Source organism: Microterricola viridarii (genome assembly GCF_900104895.1).
Lineage (GTDB): Bacteria > Actinomycetota > Actinomycetes > Actinomycetales > Microbacteriaceae > Microterricola > Microterricola viridarii.
The window spans coordinates 3,057,157-3,078,958 of the sequence record NZ_LT629742.1 but is presented as its reverse complement, the minus strand read 5'-3'; the positions used below and the strand labels follow the sequence as shown (position 1 = coordinate 3,078,958).

Genomic DNA, 21,802 nt, shown 5'->3' with positions numbered 1-21,802 from the left:
TAGCCAGCGCGGCATTCGCGGCGGTAACGTCGCCTCATGAGCGAGAAGACCTTCAACGAACTCCTGACCATCCAGATCGGCAACGAGTTTGCCGCCTCGCAGCAGTACATCGCGATCGCGGTGTGGTTCGACGGGCACGACCTTCCCCAGCTGGCCGCCCACTTCTACCGCCAGTCGGTGGAGGAGCGCAACCACGCCATGATGCTCGTGCAGTACAGCCTCGACCGCGGCCTGCCCATCACGATCCCCGGTGTGCCGGCCGTGCAGAACGAGTTCGCCAACGTCGTCGAGCCGGTCGCGCTCGCGCTCGCGCAGGAGAAGCAGGTGACCACCCAGATCGAGGAGCTGTTCAAGGCCGCCCGCCGCGACGGCGACGCCCTCGGCGAGCAGGCCATGCTCTGGTTCCTCAAGGAGCAGGTCGAGGAGGTCGCCTCGATGAGCACGCTGCTGACGATCGCCGAGCGGGCCAAGGACAACCTGTTCGACATCGAGAACTTCGTCGCCCGCGAGACGATCGGCGACGGCGGCGTCGACTCCGACGCGCCAGAGGCCGCCGGCGGCGCCCACTAACCGGCGCCCTCTAACTAGCGCCAGCGGGCAGCGCCCCGCATCGACAGGACCGTTGAGCGTGTTCCCGGCCGCCGGGAACACGCTCAACTGTCGTCTCGGCGGCTCTCGAGGGGAGGGCCGGGCGAAAGGGGAGGGGCGGATGCCGCGGGCGGCCGAGCGCGCGGAGCACCCCCGGCCGTTCTGAAAGAATGGGGGCATGGCTCAGACTGTCACCCCGCCCCGCGGCATGCGCGATTTCCTCCCCGCCGACAAGGCCCGTCGCGAGCACGCGCTCGGCATCATCCGCGCCAGCTACGCCGCGCACGGCTTCGACGAGATCGAGACGCCGGTCATGGAGGACGCGGCCCGGCTGCACTCCGGCCTCGGCGGCGACAACGAGAAGCTCGCCTTCGCCGTCATGAAGCGCGGCCTCGGCGCGGAAGACCTGGCCGCCGCCGCGGCCTCCGGCGACGTGCTCGCCCTGGCCGACCTCGGCCTGCGCTTCGACCTCACCGTTCCGCTGGCCCGTTTCTACGCCACTCACCGCTCCGCGCTGCCCGGCGTCTTCCGTGCCATCCAGATCGCGCCCGTCTGGCGTGCCGAGCGCCCGCAGAAGGGCCGCTACCGCCAGTTCGTGCAGTGCGACATCGACATCATCGGCGAGGCCGGCCAGCTGGCCGAGATCGAGCTGATCGGCGCCACCGCCGGCACACTGGACGCGCTCGGCCTGACCGGCTGCAGTATCCGCATCAACGACCGTCGCATCCTGGCGGCCCTGCTCGCCCACTGGGGCGTTCCGGAGACGCAGTACGAGCGGGCGCTCATCACCATCGACAAGCTCGACAAGATCGGCGCCGGGGGAGTGGCCGAGGAGCTGGCCGGCCTCGGCATCGCAGCCGAGGGCATCGCCGAGACGCTCGAGAGCATCGCGAACGCCGGCTGGGAGCTGCTGGACGGCGGCGTGCCCGCCTGGCTCGACCAGGAGGCATACGCCGAGCTGCTCACCCTGCGCTCCGCGCTGCCGGAGGTCGAGCTCGTCTTCGACCCGACCCTCGTGCGCGGCATGGGTTACTACACCGGCACCATCTTCGAGATCGCCCACCCCGACCTCGGCTACTCGCTCGGCGGCGGCGGCCGCTACGACGGCATGATCGGCCGCTTCCTCGGCACCGACGTGCCCGCCTGCGGCTTCTCGATCGGCTTCGAGCGCATCGTCGACCTGCTGCCGGAGGACGCCACGAGCACGGCGGATGCCGCCGTCATCGTGCACGAGAAGGACGCCCTGCCGGCCGAGCTGATGGCGCTCAAGCGCCAGCTGGTGGCATCCGGAACGCGGGTGCGCCTCGAGAAGCGCAGCAAGAACCTCAAGGCGCTGCTCGAGCGGGCGGAGGCCGACGGCTTCACCCGCTTCGCGCTGCTCGGCCACGGCGTGACGGATGCCGGCCAGCTGGAGTTCAAGCCGCTCGGCGGCTAGGCCAGGCAGCAGGGCTGAGACGGATTCCGTTGCCCCGCCCGCCGCGTGAGTAGACTGGGCGGTGGATCACGACGGTGTTTTCCGCATCCCATACCCCCCTTACTCAAGGAGATAGTTGTGGCTCTGATCGAGGCTGTAGGCGCTCGCGAAATTTTGGACTCCCGTGGAAACCCGACCATCGAGGTCGAGGTTCTCCTGGAGGATGGCACCGTCGCACGCGCCGGTGTTCCCTCCGGCGCATCGACCGGTGCGTTTGAGGCATACGAGCTGCGCGACGGCGACGCAGCCCGCTACGGCGGCAAGGGCGTGCTCAAGGCCGTCGACGCCGTGCTCGACGAGATCGGCGACGAGATCGACGGCATCGAGTCGACCGAGCAGCGCGTCGTCGACGCCACGCTGATCGAGCTCGACGGCACCGAGAACAAGAGCCGCCTGGGCGCCAACGCGATGCTCGGCGTCAGCCTGGCCGTCGCGAAGGCCTCGGCCGACTCGCTCGACCTGCCGCTGTTCCGCTACCTCGGTGGCCCGAACGCGCACACCCTGCCCGTCCCGCTGATGAACATCATCAACGGCGGCTCGCACGCCGACAACGACGTCGACATCCAGGAGTTCATGATCGTTCCCCTGGGTGCCGAGACCTTCAGCGAGGCTCTGCGCTGGGGCGTCGAGACCTACCACGCCCTCAAGGGCCTGCTGAAGTCGAAGGGCCTGGCGACCGGCCTCGGCGACGAGGGTGGCTTCGCCCCCAACCTGCCCAGCAACCGCGCGGCCCTCGACCTCATCGTCGAGGCCATCCAGATCGCCGGCTACGTGCCCGGCAAGGACATCGCGCTGGCCCTGGACTGCGCCGCCACCGAGTTCTTCAAGGACGGCAGCTACCACTTCGAGGGCAAGCAGCTCTCGGCCGAGGAGCTCGTCGCCTACTACGCCGAGCTCGTCGAGGCGTACCCGCTGGTCTCCATCGAGGACCCGCTGGAGGAGGAGGACTGGGACGGCTACACCCACCTCACCGCCCAGCTCGGCGACAAGGTGCAGATCGTCGGTGACGACCTGTTCGTGACCAACCCGAAGCGCCTGGCCAAGGGCCTCGAGCTGCGCACCGCCAACTCGATCCTCGTCAAGGTCAACCAGATCGGCACCCTGACCGAGACGCTGGATGCCGTCGCCATGGCGCAGCGCGCCGGCTACACCGCGATCCTCTCGCACCGCTCCGGCGAGACCGAGGACACCACGATCGCCGACCTCGCCGTCGCCACCGACTGCGGTCAGATCAAGACCGGTGCGCCTGCCCGCAGCGAGCGCGTCGCTAAGTACAATCAGCTGTTGAGGATCGAAGAAGAACTCGGTGAGGCCGCCGTCTACGCCGGCCGCAGCGCGTTCCCGCGCTTCACCGCGTAACTCGCTCCCCGCGGTTTCTGCCGCGCAGCACGCACCCGGCGTTTCGAATGGAGGATCAGGGCAATGCCTGACACCTCGACGAAGACGCACACTCGGAAGGTGCCGGTGGCCATGGCCACCGGCGACTCCCCGAGCGGGGGCTGGCTGCGCGGCATCCGTTTTTCCGGCTTCTCCCTGATCATGATGGTGATCCTCGTGCTCGCCGTTGTCGTGCTGGCGCCGGGCCTCCGCGTGCTCGTCGAGCAGCGCCAGGAGATCGCCGCGCTCAGCGCCACCGTTGAGGCACAGCGCGAGGAGGTGGACTCCCTGCATGCAGAGCGCGAGCGCTGGAACGACCGGACCTTCGTCATCACGCAGGCCAGGGACCGGCTCTACTACGTGATGCCGGGCGAGGTGAGCTTCCTCGTGATCGACCTCCCGGCGCAGGTGGAGGAGAGCGCGCAGGCCCCCGTCACCGCCGAAATTCAAAACACCCAGCTTGATTGGTTACAGTCAATGTTCGCCTCCGTGATGACGGCGGGCCTTGCAGAAAGCGCACCAGCACCATGACGACACCCCCCTTCGATCCGGCCTCCGAGCGGGACATCGCCATCGTTTCGGCGCAGCTCGGCCGCCCGGCGCGCAACGTGATCGGCATCGCCGCACGCTGCGTCTGCGGCGCTCCCACCGTGGTCTCCACGGCGCCGCGCCTGGCCGACGGAACCCCGTTCCCCACGCTCTACTACCTGTCCCACCCGGCTGCCACGGCGGCGATGTCCTTCCTCGAGGCCACCCAGGTGATGAACGAGTTCAACGAGATGCTCGGCGAGGACGAGGAGCTGCGTGCCGCCTATGGCCGCGCCCACGAGGCCTACCTGGCCGACCGCAACAGCATCCTGGTCGTGCCGGAGCTCGAGAACTTCTCCGCCGGAGGCATGCCGGTGCGCGTCAAGTGCCTGCACGCCCTCGCCGGCCACGCCCTCGCGGCTGGCCCCGGCGTCAACCCGATAGGCGACCTCGCCCTGGCCCGCTCCACCTGGTCGCCCGCAGTCTGCGAGTGCGTGGTCTATCCCGGGATCGACGAGTGAGTTGCAGACGACTGACGTTCGGGCGAGCGGCGGCCACTCGCTGATGCGGCGCTGGGGGCGGTGGGGAACTGCAGCGGCGGTGGCGATCGTCGCCGCCGTCACACTGGGCACCACGGTGATCGATGCCCCGCCGGCACAGGCCGACCAGATCCGAGACATGCAGTACTGGCTCGCCGACTACGGCTTCGACGAGGCCTGGCTGAGCACGAAGGGCGCCGGCGTGACCGTCGCCGTCATCGACACCGGCATCGACGGCTCCGTCGCCGAGCTCAAGGGCGCCATCGTCGGCGGCATGGACGCCTCGGGCATCGGTACCCAGAACGGGCAGACCCCGGTCGGCGACAACAGCCAGCACGGCACCATGGTGGCTTCCCTGCTCGCCGGGCGCGGCCGCGGCCCGGTGCCGGGCAGCGGCGTGATCGGCGTCGCCCCGGAGGCGGAGCTGCTTGCGGCATCCGTGGCGTTCGGCACGAATACCGGCTCGACGGTCAGCAACGACGATCAGATCGCCACCGCGGTGCGCTGGGCTGTCGACAACGGCGCCGACGTGATCAACATGTCCCTCACGCGCAACACCCTGGACTGGCCGCAGAGCTGGGATGACGCCTTCCTCTACGCCTTCGAGCACGATGTCGTCGTCGTGGCGGCCGCCGGCAACCGCGGCGCCGGGACGGCAGCAGTCGGCGCTCCCGCGACGATTCCCGGCGTGCTCACGGTCGCCGGGGTCGACCGCGACGGTGACGCCAGCTTCGACGCCTCCTCGCAGGGCATCACGATCTCGGTCGCGGCCCCGAGCGAGGACCTCGTCGGCGTGGTGCCGGGCGGCGGCTACGCAAAGTGGGACGGCACCAGCGGCGCCGCCCCGATCGTCTCCGGTCTGGTCGCGCTGGTGCGCTCCGCCTACCCGGAGCTCGGCGCGGCCGACGTCATCAACCGAGTCGTCTCCACGGCGGTTCCGCGTGGAGCCGTGCAGATCTACGGCAACGGGCTGATCGACGCGGATGCCGCCGTCAACGCCGAGGTCGCCGCCGCCAGCACCGACCCGGAGACCCAGCTCAAAGAGTGGGTGCACCTGCACCGCCGCGCGGCGGTGGCCCCGAGCGAGGAAGAGCCGGCCACCCGCGAGCCGATCGTGGCGAAGGCAGACCCTCCCGCGCCGGAGCAGGGCTCGTTCGCATCCATCATCCCGAACAGTTTCACGATGACCACCGTCGTCGTGCCGATTCTTGTGCTCGCAGGATTTGCTATCCTTATTGTGCTGCTGGGCATAGGGGCCACACGGCATTTCAGGCGAATACTGCGCAGGTAAGCGGTTTTCGCACATCCATGATCACGTAGGAGATCCTCAACCGTGCCCAAAATCCTCATCGTCGGTGGCGGCTACGCCGGCTTTTACACCGCATGGAAGCTCGAGAAGTGGCTGCGCAAGGGCGAAGCTGACGTCACTGTCGTAGACCCGCTGCCGTACATGACGTACCAGCCCTTCCTCCCCGAGGTTGCCGCCGGCTCCATCGAGCCGCGCCACTCCGTCGTCGCGCTGCGCCGGCACCTCAAGAAGACCACCGTCCTGACCGCCAAGGTCACCGGAATCAACCACGCCACCAAGCAGGCGACGATCACGCCGCCCGTCGGAGACCCCTACACCTTCGACTACGACATCATCGTCGTCACTGCCGGTGCCGTCTCCCGCACGTTCCCGATCCCGGGCGTCGCGGATGAGGCCATCGGCCTCAAGACGATCGAGGAGGCCGTCGCGATCCGCGACCGCGTGCTCACCAACTTCGACAAGGCCGCGGCCATGCCCGCCGGGCCCGAGCGCGACCGCCTGCTCACCTTCACGGTCGTCGGCGGCGGCTTCGCCGGCATCGAGGTCTTCGCCGAGCTGCGCTCCTTCGCCAGCTCGCTGCTCAGCTCGTACCCGCAGCTGACCTTCGACGACACGCACTTCCACCTCATCGAGGCGATGGGCCGCATCATGCCCGAGGTGTCCCTCGAGACCAGCCACTGGGTGCTCAAGAACCTCGCCCAGCGCGGTGCAGAAGTACACCTGGACACGCAGCTCAAGTCGGCTGTCGGCGGCGTCATCGAGCTGTCGACCGGCGAGAGCTTCGAGAGCGACCTCATCGTCTGGACCGCCGGCGTGATGGCGAACCCCGCCGTCGTGCGCGGCTCCGACTTCCCCGTGGAGGAGCGCGGCCGCCTGCAGGTGCGCGCCGACCTGCGCATCGGAACCGAAGACGACATCGTCGAGGGTGCCTGGGCCGCCGGTGACATCACCGCCGTCCCCGACCTCTCCGGCGGCGGCGTCGGCGGCTACTGCGTTCCGAACGCCCAGCACGCCGTTCGTCAGGGCAAGCTGCTCGCGAAGAACATCGTCGCCGTTCTGCGTGGCGAGGGCCCCAAGGAGTACCTGCACAAGAACATGGGCGCTGTTGCCGGCCTCGGCATCGGTTACGGCGTGTTCCAGTCCGGCAAGATCGCGATCAAGGGCCTCCCGGCCTGGTTCGCGCACCGCGGCTACCACGGTCTGGCCATGCCGACCTGGGAGCGCAAGATCCGCGTGATCTGGGGCTGGATCAACAACTTCTTCCTCGGTCGCGACATCGTCTCGCTGGCTGCGGTGACCACCCCGCGCGCCGCGTTCGAGGAGTTCGCCTCCCGCCCGAAGCCCGCCGTCGAGGCTGCTCCGGTCGCCGCGGCGAAGGCCCCGGCCAAGGCAGCGGCCGCCAAGCCCGCGGCGAAGACTGTTGCGGCCAAGACCGCTGCGGCCAAGACCCCTGCAGCCAAGACCGCTGCGGCCACGTCCGACGTGGCCCCGGCCGACGCGGCTCCGGCGAAGGCCAAGGCCCCCGCCAAGGCGCGCGCACCCAAGAAGGTCGCCGCCGAGGTCGTCGAGGTTGCAGAGGCCGTCGCCGCCAAGTAGGCGGTGCCTCGGCACACGTGTTGAAGAACGGCCCCGAGGCATCGCCTCGGGGCCGTTCTGTTCGCGGCTAGACTGCACAGCGCGCCCCTATAGCCCAATCGGTAGAGGCAGACGACTTAAAATCGTCCGAGTCAGGGTTCGAGTCCCTGTGGGGGTACCGAGAAGAATTCGCGCCGCGGCGACGGCACACGCATCGACAGCGGGGTCGAGCAGGAGGCCGGTCCAGCGGGCGGTTAGCCCAGCCGGTCGAGGTAGCGCAGCAGCACGCCCTCGCGCAGTGCCCACGGCGAGACCTCGAGCTCCTTCACCTTGAAAACCGCCATCGCCTCGGCGAGCACGATGCCGCCGGCCACGATCTGGAAGGTGCGGTCGGCGGTGATGCCGGGCAGCGCGGGCCTGGCATCCGCGGGGATCCTCGCCAGGCGGGGGATCCAGTCCTCCAGCTGCGAGCGGCGCAGCAGCGAGCGGTCCAGCGCGCCGACGCCGTCCACCAGCGAGCCGGCCAGACGGGCCAGCGAACGGATCGTCTTGGACGAGCCGACGACGTGCACCGGTGCGGGCAGCTCGGCGAACGCGGGCAGCGCCTCCTCGAGCACGGAGCGGGCGTGCTCGCGCAGCGCGTTCATCTGGGCGGATGTCGGCGGGTCATCGTGCAGGAAGGCGATCGTGCTGCGGCCGGCGCCGAGCGGCAGCGACAGCGAGACGGCGGGGAACTCGTCCGCCCCGGCCGCGATCTCCAGCGAACCGCCGCCGATGTCGAAGAGCAGCGTGTCGGCGGCAGACCAGCCGTACCAGCGGCGCACGGCGAAGAAGGTGAGCCGGGCCTCGTCGTCGCCCGAGAGCACGTGCAGCTCCACGCCCGTCTCCGCGGCGATCAGGTCGAGCACCTGTTGGCCGTTGGTGGCCTCGCGGAGCGCCGACGTCGCCATCGGCAGGAGCTCGTCGATGTTGTTCTGGCGGGCGACGGCGGCGGCCGAGCGCACCGATTCGAGGATCGCGTCGATGCCCTCCGCGCTGATCGAGCCGTCCGGCAGCAGATAGCGCATCAGGCGCAGCACCGATTTGTGCGAGGCCATCGGCACGGGCGCGGCCCCCACGTGGGCGTCGACGATCAGCAGGTGGACGGTGTTCGAACCGACGTCGAGAACTCCAAGTCGCATTCTCGAACGATAGTGCGCGGCGGCAACCACGGCGAACATGGCGCGGTTTGGACGCCGATGGTGCATACTGTTTCACATTCAACAAGTGGGTCGAATGTCCCACTTCTGAAACGTCGCACGATTGCGCGGCGGAGAACAAACTTGCTCAGTGTCGTGTAAGGAGGTCCAGATGCCCCGCATCCCCGCGGCGGAACGCCGTGCGGCACTTGTCCAGGCGGCGCTGCGCGTCGTCGCCACCCAGGGCGTCGCGGCGGCCACCACGCGGGCCATCGTCGCCGAGGCCGGCATGTCGCTGGCCAGCTTCCACTACGCGTTCTCCTCCCGCGACGAGCTCATGCACGAGCTCATCTCCTTCGTCGTCGCGCACGAGGAGGCGGCCGTGCTGCCCGGGCCCTACGGCGACGCCTCCCTGCGCGACATCATCCGCGCCGGGCTGCAGCGCTACGCCGACCTGCTGCGCGCCGACCCGCTGCGCGAGCAGGCGATGCTCGAACTCACCCAGCAGGCGCTGCGCTCGGAAGGCATGGAACAGCTCGCCCGGCTGCAATACGACCACTACTACACGCTCGCCGCGGCCGCGCTGACGACGGCGGCCGAGCACACGGGCACGACCTGGATCCTTCCCGTCGAGGAGGTGGCCCGCCTGCTGGTGGTGCTGACCGACGGGTTGACCGTCTCCTGGCTGGTCGACCGCGACGACGCGGCCGCGGCATCCGTGATGGACTTTGCGGCGGATGCGCTCGCAGGATTGGGCAGGCAGTCATGAGCGGCGACCCCACGACCACGGCCACGAGCGCCGGTGGCGCCCCGACGCTGCCCGGCGTCTTCGCCGAACCGACCCAGCGGGTTCCCGGCCGCTGGATCGCGGCCTTCGGCAGCGCCTGGCTCGGCATCTGGATGGCGCAGCTGACACCCGTGCAGATGCTGCTGCCCCTGCAGATCGACGCCCAGCTCAAGCCGGCGCAGTGGACGGACAGCGTCGTCGCGTTCGGCGTGATCTCCGGCATCGCCGGGCTGATCGCGATGCTCGCCTTCCCGCTGACCGGCGCGCTGAGCGACCGCACCACCTCCCGCTTCGGCCGCCGCCGACCGTGGATCGCCGTCGGCACGGCGATGTTCGCGGCCGCGCTGGTCGCACTCGGCTTCCAGACCCAGCTGGTGGGCATCGCGATCTGTTGGATCATCGCCAGCACCGGCTTCTGCGTGCTCACGGCCGCGCTGACCGCGACCATCTCGGACCAGGTGCCGGTGAACCAGCGCGGCTACGTGTCTGGCTGGATGTCGGCGCCGCAGGCCGTCGGCACCATCCTCGGCCTTGTGTTGGTGCTCACCGTGTTCACCGGCCAGCTGCTCGGCTACCTCTCGATGGCCGTGCTGCTGGTGCTGCTGATGATCCCCTTCCTGCTCAAGCCGGAGGCCGTGCTGCTGCCGACACAGCGCGAGCCGCTCAGCACCCGCGGCATTCTGGCCAGCCTGTGGATCAGCCCACGTCGCTACCCCGACTTCGGCTGGACGCTGCTCAGCCGCATCCTGGTGAACTTCGGCAACGCCTTCGGCACGAGCCTGCTGCTCTACTTTCTGATGTTCCAGCTGAAGGATGCGAACGCCGAAGAGAACCTGATCCTGCTCACCCTGATCTACATGGTCTTCGTCGTGCTCGCCTCGCTCGTGCTCGGCCGGCTCTCAGACCGCTTGGGCCGGCGCAAGTCCTTCGTGTTCATGTCGTCGAGTGCCCAGGCCGTCGCCGCGCTGATGCTGGCGTTCTTCCCCAGCCTGCCCGTTGCCATGGTCGCCGCCGGGCTGCTCGGGCTCGGCTACGGCTGCTTCCTCTCGGTCGACCAGGCGCTGGCCACCCAGGTGCTGCCCGACCCGGCCAGCCGCGGCAAGGACCTCGGCATCATGAACATCGCCACCACCGTGCCGCAGGCCATCGCCCCGATGCTGGGCGCCGCGACCGTGGCGATGCTCGGCAGCTTCCAAGGGCTGTTCCTCATGTCGGCCGTCTTCGCCTTCGCCGGGGCACTGGCCGTCTCGCGAGTGAAGGGAGTGCGCTGATGACGACAGAGCTCCTGCTGCGCTCGGGCTTCGAGCTGCCGGATGCCGGCATGGCGGCGTCCGCGCTGCCCGCCCGCTTCGACGGCGCCGACTACTGGCGCGCCCTCGACGCCGCCACGGCCGAGCTGGACCCGCCCTTCGCCGTGCTGGCGCTGGACGCGCTGCGGCACAACGCCAGCGACATGCTGCGCCGGGCCGCCGGCACGCCGATCCGGGTGGCCAGCAAATCGCTCCGCGTGCGCGGGGTGATCGAGCAGCTGCTCGCCCTGCCCGGCTACCACGGAGTGCTCGCCTACACGCTGGCCGAGGCACTCTGGCTGGCCGAGACGGTCGACGACGTCGTCGTCGGCTACCCGAGCGTGGACCGCGCCGCCATCCGGCGCCTGGCCACCTCGCCGGAGCTGGCCGCCCGCGTCACGCTGATGGTCGACTCGCCAGACCAGCTGAACGTCATCGACGCGGTGCTGAAGCCGGGGGAGCGGGAGAGCATCCGGGTGTGCCTGGAACTCGACGCCTCCTGGAACGCGCCCGTGCTGGGCCACCTCGGCGTCTGGCGGTCCCCGGTGCACAGCGTCGAGGACACCCGCGCACTCGCCGGCTACATCGTCGCCCGGCCCGGTTTCGAGCTCGTCGGCATGATGGCGTACGAGGCGCAGATCGCCGGCGTCGGCAACCGGCCAATCGGCAAGCCCGTCGACGGCGCGGTCAACCGGTGGATGCAGAGGCAGTCCGTCGCCGAGCTGCACGAGCGCCGCGGCGCCGCGGTGGCCGCTGTGCGCGCCATCGCACCGCTGCAGTTCGTCAACGGCGGCGGCACCGGCTCGCTGGAGAGCACGGCGAGTGACCCGTCCGTCACCGAGATCGCCGCCGGCAGCGGGATCTTCGGCGGGCACCTCTTCGACAACTACGAGCACTTCGCGCCGGCGCCGGCCGCCGCGTTCGCGCTGCCGATCGTGCGCAAGGCCACGGGGGACACCGCCACCATGCTGGGCGGCGGGTGGGTGGCATCCGGCCCGCCCAACGTCGACAGGCTGCCGCAACTGGTCTGGCCGGAGGGCCTGAGCTACGTGTCGCGCGAGATGGCCGGCGAGGTGCAGAGCCCGCTCACCGGGGAGGCGGCCCGCCGACTGCGGCCCGGCGACCGGGTGTGGCTGCGGCACACGAAGTCCGGCGAACTCGCCGAGCACGTCAACGAATTCGCGCTGGTCGACGGCGACCAGGTGGTGGGCATGATGCCCAGCTATCGCGGCGAGGGAAAGGCATTCCTGTGAGTGGAGAGAGCACCCGCGAGGGCCACGCCCCGGGAGCGGCAGGGACTGGAACGAGCAGTGGGGGAGCAACGATGGCCGCGACCGGGGCGATCTGGCGCAATTGGGGCCGCAGCGAGTCGGTGCGCCCGGTGCGCGTCGAACGCCCGGCCAGCGTCGGCGCCGTGCAGCGCGCCGTGCAGGCGGCCGCGTCCGCCGGGCTCCCGATCAAGGCGATCGGAGCCGGGCACAGCTTCACCGGCATCGCGGTGGCGCCCGGCGTGCAGCTGGAGCTCTCCGGGCTGCGCGGCGTCATCGCCCACAACGTGGCGAAGCACCAGGTGACCCTCGCGGCCGGGACGAATCTGTACCAGCTGCCCGGGTTGCTCGCCCCGCTGGGGCTGGCCCTGCCGAACATGGGCGATGTCGACAAGCAGACCATCGCCGGCGCCACCTCGACGGGCACGCACGGCACCGGCCTGAAGCTCGGGGGGCTCGCCACCCAGATCATCGGGCTGACGCTGGTGACGGGCCGCGGCGAGCTGATGCGGATCGGCACCGACTGCAACGGCGACACATCGAACGCCGAGCTGCTGCCGGCCGCCCGGCTCGGACTCGGCGCGCTCGGCGTGATCGTCGACATCACGATGCAACTGGTGCCCGCCTTCGCGTTGCAGGCCGTCGAGCGGCCGGAGCCGCTGGCCGCCGTCATGGACGGGTTCCTGGAGCGCACGGCATCCGTCGACCACTTCGAGTTCTATTGGTTCCCGCACACCGAGACGGCGCTGACCAAGACCAACACCCGGCTGCCGGGGGACGCCGTGCTCGCCCCGATCCCGCCGTTCAAGCGCTGGGTCGACGACGAGCTCGTCGGCAACACCCTGTACCGGGCGCTGTGCAACCTCGGCCGCCTCGCGCCGGCGACCATCCCACGGCTCAGCCGGCTGGCCGACAAGGTCACCGGCAATCGCGATTTCACCGACCTCTCGCCGTCGGTCTTCACCACCAGCAGGACGGTGCGCTTCCGCGAGATGGAGTATGCGGTGCCGCTCGCGGCGGTGCCGGCCGCGCTCGCCGAGGTGCGCGCGCTGATCGAGCGCAGGGGCTGGAAGATCTCGTTCCCGTTGGAGGTGCGCGCGGCGGCCGCCGACGACAACTGGCTGTCGACGGCGTACGGCCGCGAGAGCGGCTATATCGCAGTGCACCGCTTCTTCCGCGAGGACCCGGAGGAGTACTTCCGCGCCGTCGAGCAGATCATGATCGCGCACGACGGCCGGCCGCACTGGGGCAAAATGCACTACCGCGACGCCGAGTCGCTGCGCACGGTGTACCCGCGATTCGACGACTTCCTCGCCGTGCGCGACCAGCTGGACCCGGACCGCGTCTTCGCGAACCCGTACCTGCGCCGGGTGCTCGGCGACTGAGCGCCGCTCGCTCCTCCGCGCCGCCCGTCCAAAGGGCTCCGTTGGTTGAGCGTGTCGACACCCCGCCCGTCTCCTGCTGTGTCAGGGCTTCGGTCGCTGGCGCTCCCTCCAGCCAGCGTGCGACTCCCGCGCCCCGCCTCCAGTCAGCGTGCGACTCGCGTGTCCCTCTCCCCACGTCGGCTGAGCTTCCCTCCCCACGTCGGCTGAGGGAGCGAGGAACGAGCGACCGAAGCCCTCTGGTCGAGCCCGTCGGAACCGGCAACAGGCCCTGCCGCAACCCGTTGGTCGAGTAGCGAGGAACGAGCGTATCGAGACCCCGCCGCACGAACAGAAAGTTATCCACATCAGGGATTTTCTTCGTCACGCCCTTGCTTTCCGCCGTAAAATGGTGTCATGGGAATCGCGACGGGGCAGCTGGCAGAGGCACAGTCCCTCCTCGCCGCCGCCCTCGCCGGATCCGATGAGCGGATGCTGCGCGATGACGCCCTGCTCGAGCTCACTGCGACGGCCGAGGCCGTCGGCCGGCTCGCCGACGCTCTCCGCATCCGGGCCGCTGGGGAGGTCGCGTTCCGCTCCCGCCGCGAGCTCGGCGAGGAACGCCTCTCGGCCAGGAAGGGCTGCCGGAACGGGGTCGAACTCCTCGCCCGGGTGACGCTGGCGTCCGAGCGCACCCTCACGCAGCGGATGCGGCTCGGGGCGGCCGTCCGGCCCCGCACCGCGCTCACCGGGGACACGATGCCGGCCCGCTTCGAGCAGGTTGCCGACGCCCTCCGTGCCGGTTCGCTCGGCTACGACAGCGCTCTGGCGATCATCGACACTCTCGACCCGATCCGCGGCCGGGTCGGCGACCTCAACGTCGAACACGCCGAGACCGCCCTCGTGGCCGCGGCGACCGGCCCCACGATCGAGTCCGCGCTGCCGTTCGCGGCGGACGAGGTGCGCGGGCAGGCCCGGGTCTGGGAGAGCGTGCGCGATGAGGACGGCACCGAACCGATTGAGGAGCGGGCGATGGCCGCCCGCGGCATCAGCGGCGGCCTCACCCGGGGCGGCCTGGTCCACCGCAGGATGGCGCTGTTGCCGGAGATCGACGCGAAGTTCGAGACCCTGCTGAACGCGTACCTCAGCCCGCGCTCGAAGCCCACCTTCGCTGACGCCGACCCGGACCAGCCGAAGGACCCGCGGGCGACCGCGCAGGCCCGGCACGATGTGTTCGCGAGCCTGATCGACGGCGCCGCCCGCAGCGCCGCCGCCCCAACCCTGGGCGGGGCCGCCCCGACGGTGCTGGTCTCGGTGCGGCAGGCCGACCTCGCCGCCCACAACGGGTCCGGGTTCATCGAGGGCTGCGAGGCACCGCTGTCCCTGCGCGCCGTCGAGCAGTTCGCCTGCGCGGGCGGCCTCCAGCATGCATTGATCGGCGACGACGGGCGCCTGGTCAGCCTGAGCACGACCGATCGGGTGTTCAACGCCGTCCAGCGCCGGGCCATCAGCCTGCGCGACGGCGGCTGCATCATCCCCGGCTGCTCCATCCCGGCCGCCTGGTCCGAGATCCACCACGTCATCGCCTATCGCGACGGCGGCGAAACCGAGACCTGCAACGGAGTCCTCCTCTGCTGGTACCACCACCGCACCATCGAGACGAGCGGCTGGCGGATCCTGATGATCGACGGCGTCCCGGACGTGAAACCCCCGCCCTGGCTGCGGAACGGCCGCAGCGAGGTCGAGACGCCCTGGCGAAGATCGACAAAGTCCCGCACCCAGCTCGCCGACCTGCTCGAACAGCAGCGCGAGCGCCAGCCGGTGCTGGTCGAGTAGGAGCCGCGGCCACAAGGAAACCCCTCCAACCTGATCGCGCACACGCTCCGGGCTTCGGTCGCTGGTGCTCCCTCCAGCCAGCGGGGAATTGCCCGCTTCCGTTGGTCGAGTAGCGAGGAACGAGCGTATCGAGACCTCGTGGGGGGCTTGGTTTCCGGCCGGATGCCGGGTCTCGATACGGCCCTGGCGGGCCTACTCGACCAGCGGGGAGGGCGCGCTCCGCGCCACTTTCTGCGCTCTGCGTCCCGCCGCGGCGGCGGAGATGGCGGGAAGTGGCGCGGAGGCGGGGGTGGCTTCGGTTGCTGGCGCTTCCTCGAGCCAACGGAGGTTGCCGGCTTCCGTTGGTCGAGTAGCGAGGAACGAGCGTATCGAGACCCCGCACCGTGGTCGGTTTTGGACCGGAGACCGGAGACCGGAGACCGGAGACCGGAGACCGGAGACCGGAGGCCGGATGCCGGATGCCGGATGCCGGATGCCGGATGCCGGATACCGGGGCTAGGGCGTCCGTCGCCGCAGCGTCAGCGAGCCGAGCACAACCGCACCGATCGCCCACGCGGCGATGATGGCAACATCGACCCAAACGGGGCCGTAGTCGGCGACGCCGGCCGCGACGTCGTTCAGCGCGTCGATCGCGTGCGAGAGCGGCAGCCAGTCGCTGATCGCGCGCAGCACATCGGGCAGTTGGTCGCGCGGCAGGAAGATGCCGCCGAGCAGGATCTGCGGGAACACGATCACCGGCATGAACTGCACGACCTGAAACTCGGTGCGGGCGAACGCACTCGCCAGCAGGCCGAGCGTGGTGCCGAGCACGGCGTCCATCACCGCCACCACCAGCAGCAGGCCGATTGGTCCGGAGATCTCCAGACCGCACACCCAGACAGCGAAGGCGACGGCGATGCTGGCCTGCACCACGGCGAGCCCGCCGAAGGCGAGCGTGTAGCCGGCCAGGAAGTCGCCGCGGCCGAGCGGCATCGCCAGCAGCCGCTCCAGGGTACCGGTGCGGCGCTCCCGTAGCGTGGCGATGCTGGTCACCAGGAACATGACGATGAACGGGAACAGTGCGATCATCGCCGGCCCGATCGTGTCGAAGACCGTCGTGTCGGAGAAGATCCACGCCACGAGGCCGATCAGCAGCGTCGGCACGAGCAGGAGCAGCGCGATGGTGCGGGGGTCGTGCCGGATCTGGGTGAGCACCCGGCCCGTGGTCGCGAACAGCCTCCGCGCGTTCACGAGTGCTCCCTCCGCGCGCCGTGGCCCGGGCGCTTGCGCGGCAGCACATGCCGGGCGGGCGTCGGCGGGCCCTGCCGCGTGATCACCTCGAGGAAGGCGCCCTCGGCGTCGCTCTTGCCGGCGCTGGCGAGCAGCGCCGCCGGGGTGTCGTCGAAGAGGATCTCGCCGTCGCGCATGAGCAGCAGCCGGTCGCAGCGGGTGGCCTCGTCCATCACGTGGCTGGAGACGAGCAGGCTGACCCCGGATGCCGCGAGCCGGTGGAACATCCCCCACAACTCGACCCGCAGCACCGGGTCGAGGCCCACCGTCGGCTCGTCGAGCACCAGCAGCTCGGGGGAGCCGAGGAGCGCCGTCGCCAGCGACACCCGGCTGCGCTGGCCGCCCGAGAGATCGCCGGCGAGGCGCTCGGCCTGCGGGGTGAGCGCGGTCGCCTCGAGCACGCGTTGCGTGTCCCCGGCCGGAGCCCCGAGCACGCGTCGGAAGTAGTCGAGGTTCTGCCGCACCGTGAGATCGTCGTAGACGCTGGCCGCCTGGGTGACGTAGCCGATCCTGTGCCGGAGCCCGGCGCTGCCGCCGGGCTGGCCGAGCACCGTGACCGTTCCCGACTCGATCTGCTGCACCCCGACGATCGAGCGCATCAGGGTGGTCTTGCCGCATCCGCTCGGGCCGAGCAGGCCGACCACCTGGCCGCGCGGAACGGAGAGCCGCAACCCGTGCAGCACGGGGCTCTTCCCTCGCCGCACATGCAGCCCGTCGATGCTGATCGCGACGTCGGCGACATCCGCAGTGATTGTCATGCTCGTATTATTCGCCCCTTCCCGCCGCGCAGATACCCCCGAACCGGGGTCGTTTTCGCGGCGCGTCGCGGCGGCAGGCCGGGAGTATGCGGCGGGGCGCCTTGGAGTCTGGTGGGAACGCCATGAATGCCGGAAACCGACCCATAGTATGGAGAAGCACCCAAGCAAGTCCCGCACCACAAACACGCGTTCTCAAGGAGCATCTGCCATGGAATGGCTCATCCCGATTCTTATCGTCGTCGTCCTCGCTGCCATCGTCGGCATCTACCTCTGGGCGACGTACAACTCGTTGGTCACGCTGAATGTGCGCGTCGACGAGGCGTGGAGTGACATCACCGTGCAGCTGAAGCGCCGTGCCGACTTGATCCCGAACCTGATCGAGACCGTCAAGGGCTACGCCGCCCACGAGCGTGGCGTGTTCGAGAGTGTGACCAAGGCCCGCGCCGAGAGCCTCTCGGTGCAGACGCCGGCCGATGCGACCATCGCTGAGAACCACATGCAGAGCGCGCTGAAGAGCATCTTCGCGGTGGCCGAGGCCTACCCGCAGCTCCAGGCCAGCCAGAACTACCTGCAGCTGCAGGGTGAGCTCGTCGACACCGAGGACAAGATCCAGGCCGCGCGCCGCTTCTACAACGGTGGCGTGCGCGAGATGAACACCAAGATCAAGGTGTTCCCGAACAACTTCTTCGCGGGCAAGCTCGGCTTCGGCGAGCGTCAGTTCTTCGAGGTGGCGGATGCCGCGGCGATTGCCGAGCCGCCCCGCGTGCAGTTCTAGAACGCACCGCTCTAGAACGAACCGCACACACGCACCCGCCTCTGCCCAGGACTCCGTGATCAGGAAACATGTATAGCGCGATAGCCCGCAACAAGCGCAACACCGTCTTCATCATCATCTTCTTTCTGCTGATCATCGGCGGCCTGGGCTGGTTGGCCGGGGCCATTTACCAGAGCCCGTCGATCGTGGTGACGACGCTCGTCGTGGCGACGCTGTACGCCGTGTTCCAGTACTTCCTGGCCAGCAGGCAGGCCGTGGCCATGAGCGGCGGCATCGAGGTCACCTCGGTGACCGACCACCCCCGGCTCTGGCGCGTCGTCGAGAACCTCTCGATCACCACCGGCACGCCCATGCCGAAGGTCTACATCATCAACGACCCGGCGCCGAACGCGTTCGCCACCGGGCGCGACCCAGAGCACGCCATCGTCGCCGCGACGACGGGGCTGCTCGAGATCATGGACGACTCCGAGCTGGAGGGCGTCATGGCGCACGAGCTCGGCCACGTGCGCAACTACGACATCCGCCTCTCGATGGTCGTCTTCGGGCTCGTCGTGGCCGTCGGCTTCATCGCCGACATGCTGATGCGGATGGCCTTCTTCAGCCGCAACAGCAACAACAACAGCAACCCGATTGTCATGGTCTTCGGCCTCGTGGCCATGCTGGTCGCCCCGCTCGTGGCCGGCATGGTGCAGATGGCCGTCTCCCGGCAGCGCGAGTACCTGGCCGATGCGACGGGCGCGATGACCACCCGGCACCCGGAGGCCCTCGCCAACGCGCTGCTCAAGCTGGAGGCCTACGGTCGGCCGATGCAGCGCCAGAACTCGTCGATGGCGCACCTCTGGATCGCCGACCCGCTGAAGCCCGGCATCATGGACCGCCTGTTCAGCACCCACCCGCCGATCGCCGACCGGGTCGAGCGACTGCGCACCATGGGCGGCAGCTTCTAGGCTCCGCGCCACGTCCTGCGCGGCGTTTCCCGCGGCGTTTCCCGCAGCATTCGGACGGGTCAGCGGATGCCGGCGATTAGCCGATCTGCTCGACGAACTCGACCTGCATCGACAGCGCCGGCTCCGGCTGCGTCCGCATGACCTCGGCGCGCGCCTCCGATGCCAGGTAGGCGGCCTCGAGGGCGAGGAACGCCGCCAGGTCGCCGGGGGCGCTCACCGCCCAGACGAACTCTTCCGACGAGGGCAGCCCGTAGGCGAGCTCGATGTCGAAGCCGGCCGCGAGGCGCAGCGGCCGCATCCGCTCGGCCCACCACTGGGTGAACTCCGCGTAGCTGCCGGGGGCCAACTGGTAGCGGCGGAGCTGCACCACCCGGGCCTCAGCGCGGCGTGGCTGCACGGCGCTCGGCCGATTCGATCAGGGCATCGACGCCGAAAATGAACAGCGTCTGGTCCTCCAGGTCGGCGAGCTTGCCGGCCAGGGAAGCGACGAGGGGATACTTGCGCGGGTCCGCGAGCAGCGGGCCCTCGATCCAGGGGCTCTTCTCGCCGCTGACGGGGGCGCGCTCCCCGCGGGCCCGCGCGATACCGGCTGCGGTGGAGAGCACGAGCGAGGCCATCAGGGCGTACTGGTGCACCACCTCGTCCTCGTCGAGGCCGGCGCGGGAGAAGGCGTCGAGCATCAGCTCGACGGCCGCCAACTCGCCCGGCCCCTGCGTGGTGAGCACCGTCGCCTCGATGGCGATCGCCGGGTAGAGCACGAAGTGGTGGAGTGTCGCTGCAGCAAGCTGCCGCAGCCGCTCCTGCCACTCCGCGGGGTCGGCCGTCACGTCGATGACGCTGCGGTGGATGACCTCGTCCAGCAACGCCTGCATCAACTGCTCTTTGTTGCGGAAGTGGCGGTAGATCGCGGTCGGGTCTGTGCCGAGGCGCGTGCCGAGCTCGCGGACCGAGATCGACAGGCTGCCCGGTTCCGCCGCGAGCTCCAGGCCCACGGCGATGATCCGCTCGCGATCGAGCGGTACCCGTGTCGCACCGCTCGTTTTGGGGCGCGTGCTCGTGCGCTTCACCGCTGTTGCCATAGTCGCCATCCGATCGTCAACTGTCGTCGTTCCATGCTGGCATGCTCGCTCGCCCATCGGCAGCGATGGCGGGGTGTGGCACGCAGTCAGCATAACGAGTTGAACAGCACCGTTGTCAACACTGTTGACAATAGCGACTCGCACTGAATAGTCTCGGCTCGTCTGGCCCATTCGACGAGGAAGCGGGAACTGAGTGAGTGCTGTAGAGATTCTTTTCCAAGGTGGTGCGGTGTTCACCGGGACCGGTGAACCGGTGTCGGGTCACGCCGTTGCCGTGACCGGCGGGCGCATCGTCGCCGTCGTGCCCCACGAGGAAGCCGCGGCCCTCATCGGCGAGCACACGCAGGTCATCGAGCTCGGCGGTGCCCTACTGGCCCCCGGTTTCCAGGACGCACACGTGCACCCCGCCGGCGGCGGCGTCGAGATGCTCACCTGCGATCTCAGCGGTTCGGAGAGCGCAGAGGAGTCGGTCGCCACGGTCAAGGCCTACTACGACGCGAACCCCGGCATCGAATGGATCGGCGGCGGCGGCTGGTCGATGGACCACTTCCCCGGTGGCGCACCCGTGCGCGCGCTGCTGGACGCGATCGTTCCCGACGTGCCCGTGCTGCTGAACAGCCGTGACCACCACAGCGCCTGGGCGAACTCCGCCGCCATCGCATTGGCCGGCATCGACGCCAACACCCCCGACCCCGCCGACGGTCGGATCGAGCGCGAGGCCGACGGCACCCCGGCCGGCACCTTCCACGAGGGGGCAGAGGCACTCTTCGCCCACGTCCGCCCGATCATCAGCGATGATGTCGCCTACGCCGGCCTGATGGCCGCGCAGGACGCACTCATCTCCCTCGGCATCACCGGCTGGCAGGACGCCATGATCGGCGGCGCCGTCAGCGGCGTGCAAGACGTGCAGGGCATCTACGAGCGCGCACTGCGCGAGGGCACCCTCCGCGCCCACGTCGTCGGCGCGCAGTGGTGGGAGCGCTCCGGCGGCATCGAGCAGGCCGCGGAGATGCGTGAGCGCCGCGAAGCCGTGAGGGCCCTCGGCCACGAGGACCGCTTTTCCCTCGGAACCGTCAAGATCATGGTCGACGGCGTCGCCGAGAACCAGACGGCGGCCATGCTCACCCCGTACCGCGACAGCTGCGGTCACGACACCGCCAACAGCGGGCTCTCCTTCATCGACCCCGAGAAGCTGCGCGAAATCGTGACCGCGCTCGACGCCGACGACTTCCAGGTGCACTTCCACGCACTCGGCGACCGGGCGGTCAAGGAGGCCCTGGACGCTCTGGATGCCGCGCGCGGCGCCAACGGCGAGACCGACGGCCGGCACCACCTCGCCCACCTGCAGGTCGTTGCGGAGGCCGACGCCGCCCGCTTCGCTCCGCTCGGAGCCGTCGCGAACATCCAGGCGCTGTGGGCGACGCACGAGGACCAGCTCGACCAGCTCACCCTGCCGTTCATGCAGGAGGGGGCCGTCGCCCGCCAGTACCCCTTCGGCGACCTGGTGCGGGGCGGCGCCCGCCTCGCGGCCGGCAGCGACTGGCCCGTCTCCAGCGCGAACCCGCTCGAGGCGATCCACATCGCCGTGAACCGTGTCGTGCCCGGCTCGGATTCAGAACCACTCGGCGGCGCCCACCAGCGCATCAGCCTCGCGGAGGCCATGGCCGCGTACACGTCCGGCACCGCCTACGTGAACCACCGCGACCACGACACCGGCTCTGTGCGCGAGGGCTACCTCGCCAACCTGGTCGTGATCGAGCCCAACCCGTTCAGCCTTCCCCTGGAGGAGATCTACAGCGCAAGCGTGGTCTCCACCTGGATCGACGGCACCCTCGCCTACGCACGCAACGACTGACCAAGGGAGC

At 69.8% G+C, this 21,802-nt stretch carries 19 protein-coding genes, 1 tRNA gene and 1 pseudogene; 16 read left to right on the top strand and 5 right to left on the bottom strand.

Annotated elements, in window-relative coordinates; genetic code table 11:
* Positions 1 to 36: 36 nt before the first annotated feature.
* The 8 genes from BLT62_RS14150 to BLT62_RS14115 all read left to right on the top strand — a co-directional run bounded on the left by BLT62_RS14150 (position 37) and on the right by BLT62_RS14115 (position 7,568).
* Positions 37 to 570 carry a ferritin gene (locus tag BLT62_RS14150; protein ID WP_083364642.1) on the top strand — a complete coding sequence of 178 codons (534 nt, stop codon included), beginning with the start codon at positions 37 to 39 and terminating at the stop codon, positions 568 to 570.
* 196 nt (positions 571 to 766) lie between these two features.
* Positions 767 to 2,023, top strand: a complete 1,257-nt coding sequence (gene hisS / locus BLT62_RS14145; protein ID WP_083364641.1) for a histidine--tRNA ligase — start codon at positions 767 to 769, stop codon at positions 2,021 to 2,023.
* Between the two features lie 117 nt (positions 2,024 to 2,140).
* Positions 2,141 to 3,421: a phosphopyruvate hydratase gene (eno, locus tag BLT62_RS14140; RefSeq protein ID WP_083364640.1), complete on the top strand. Its 1,281-nt coding sequence runs from the start codon at positions 2,141 to 2,143 to the stop codon at positions 3,419 to 3,421.
* A gap of 63 nt (positions 3,422 to 3,484) precedes the next feature.
* Positions 3,485 to 3,970, top strand: coding sequence for an FtsB family cell division protein (locus BLT62_RS14135; protein ID WP_231919212.1), 486 nt, complete (start codon positions 3,485 to 3,487; stop codon positions 3,968 to 3,970).
* A complete protein-coding gene (locus BLT62_RS14130) occupies positions 3,967 to 4,488 on the top strand; it encodes a DUF501 domain-containing protein (RefSeq protein ID WP_083364639.1) in 522 nt (173 codons plus the stop codon). The genes BLT62_RS14135 and BLT62_RS14130 overlap by 4 nt, the downstream gene beginning before the upstream one ends.
* 1 nt (position 4,489) lies before the next feature.
* Positions 4,490 to 5,797 carry a S8 family peptidase gene (locus BLT62_RS14125; protein WP_231919209.1) on the top strand — a complete coding sequence of 436 codons (1,308 nt, stop codon included), beginning with the start codon at positions 4,490 to 4,492 and terminating at the stop codon, positions 5,795 to 5,797.
* Positions 5,798 to 5,839: 42 nt separating this feature from the next.
* On the top strand, positions 5,840 to 7,411 hold the full coding sequence (locus BLT62_RS14120; RefSeq protein ID WP_083364638.1) for an NAD(P)/FAD-dependent oxidoreductase: 1,572 nt from the start codon (positions 5,840 to 5,842) through the stop codon (positions 7,409 to 7,411).
* Between the two features lie 83 nt (positions 7,412 to 7,494).
* Positions 7,495 to 7,568: transfer RNA gene (locus BLT62_RS14115), tRNA-Leu, on the top strand.
* Positions 7,569 to 7,644: 76 nt separating this feature from the next.
* Here the strand turns inward: BLT62_RS14115 and BLT62_RS14110 are convergent.
* The gene (locus BLT62_RS14110; RefSeq protein ID WP_083365487.1) at positions 7,645 to 8,571 is read right to left on the bottom strand and encodes a Ppx/GppA phosphatase family protein; all 927 of its coding nucleotides are present in this window, start codon (positions 8,569 to 8,571) and stop codon (positions 7,645 to 7,647) included.
* Positions 8,572 to 8,740: 169 nt separating this feature from the next.
* On the opposite strand from BLT62_RS14110, the gene BLT62_RS14105 reads away from it, so the two are divergent.
* The 5 genes from BLT62_RS14105 (at position 8,741) to BLT62_RS14085 (ending at position 15,109) form a co-directional block, all read left to right on the top strand.
* Positions 8,741 to 9,337: a TetR/AcrR family transcriptional regulator gene (locus BLT62_RS14105; protein WP_083364637.1), complete on the top strand. Its 597-nt coding sequence runs from the start codon at positions 8,741 to 8,743 to the stop codon at positions 9,335 to 9,337.
* Positions 9,334 to 10,626 carry an MFS transporter gene (locus BLT62_RS14100; protein ID WP_083364636.1) on the top strand — a complete coding sequence of 431 codons (1,293 nt, stop codon included), beginning with the start codon at positions 9,334 to 9,336 and terminating at the stop codon, positions 10,624 to 10,626. Before BLT62_RS14105 ends, BLT62_RS14100 begins: the two co-directional genes overlap by 4 nt.
* Before the next feature lie 50 nt (positions 10,627 to 10,676).
* Positions 10,677 to 11,897, top strand: coding sequence for an alanine racemase (locus tag BLT62_RS14095; RefSeq protein ID WP_083365486.1), 1,221 nt, complete (start codon positions 10,677 to 10,679; stop codon positions 11,895 to 11,897).
* A gap of 71 nt (positions 11,898 to 11,968) precedes the next feature.
* Positions 11,969 to 13,297, top strand: a complete 1,329-nt coding sequence (locus BLT62_RS14090) for a D-arabinono-1,4-lactone oxidase (protein ID WP_083364635.1) — start codon at positions 11,969 to 11,971, stop codon at positions 13,295 to 13,297.
* Positions 13,298 to 13,690: 393 nt separating this feature from the next.
* The gene (locus BLT62_RS14085) at positions 13,691 to 15,109 is read left to right on the top strand and encodes an HNH endonuclease signature motif containing protein (RefSeq protein WP_083364634.1); all 1,419 of its coding nucleotides are present in this window, start codon (positions 13,691 to 13,693) and stop codon (positions 15,107 to 15,109) included.
* Between the two features lie 495 nt (positions 15,110 to 15,604).
* Here the strand turns inward: BLT62_RS14085 and BLT62_RS18005 are convergent, their stop codons facing one another.
* Together BLT62_RS18005 and BLT62_RS18435 are read right to left on the bottom strand one after the other, a co-directional pair.
* Positions 15,605 to 16,339 (bottom strand): ABC transporter permease, encoded by a 735-nt coding sequence (locus tag BLT62_RS18005; protein ID WP_083364633.1) that lies wholly within the window; start codon positions 16,337 to 16,339, stop codon positions 15,605 to 15,607.
* Positions 16,340 to 16,632: 293 nt separating this feature from the next.
* Positions 16,633 to 17,136: pseudogene (locus BLT62_RS18435) on the bottom strand (ABC transporter ATP-binding protein); the annotation flags it as partial.
* Positions 17,137 to 17,344: 208 nt separating this feature from the next.
* Here BLT62_RS18435 and BLT62_RS14070 point away from each other — a divergent pair.
* A complete protein-coding gene (locus BLT62_RS14070) occupies positions 17,345 to 17,911 on the top strand; it encodes a LemA family protein (RefSeq protein ID WP_083364631.1) in 567 nt (188 codons plus the stop codon).
* 68 nt (positions 17,912 to 17,979) lie between these two features.
* Entirely contained in the window at positions 17,980 to 18,858 is an 879-nt protein-coding gene (locus tag BLT62_RS14065; RefSeq protein WP_083364630.1) for a M48 family metalloprotease, read from the top strand.
* A gap of 76 nt (positions 18,859 to 18,934) precedes the next feature.
* Here the strand turns inward: BLT62_RS14065 and BLT62_RS14060 are convergent, their stop codons facing one another.
* Both BLT62_RS14060 and BLT62_RS14055 read right to left on the bottom strand, forming a co-directional pair.
* Positions 18,935 to 19,255, bottom strand: a complete 321-nt coding sequence (locus BLT62_RS14060; protein ID WP_083364629.1) for a hypothetical protein — start codon at positions 19,253 to 19,255, stop codon at positions 18,935 to 18,937.
* Positions 19,236 to 19,937 (bottom strand): TetR/AcrR family transcriptional regulator, encoded by a 702-nt coding sequence (locus BLT62_RS14055; protein ID WP_172829719.1) that lies wholly within the window; start codon positions 19,935 to 19,937, stop codon positions 19,236 to 19,238. The genes BLT62_RS14060 and BLT62_RS14055 overlap by 20 nt, the downstream gene beginning before the upstream one ends.
* Positions 19,938 to 20,166: 229 nt before the next feature.
* On the opposite strand from BLT62_RS14055, the gene BLT62_RS14050 reads away from it, so the two are divergent.
* Positions 20,167 to 21,792 carry an amidohydrolase gene (locus BLT62_RS14050; RefSeq protein WP_231919208.1) on the top strand — a complete coding sequence of 542 codons (1,626 nt, stop codon included), beginning with the start codon at positions 20,167 to 20,169 and terminating at the stop codon, positions 21,790 to 21,792.
* Positions 21,793 to 21,802 lie beyond the last annotated feature (10 nt).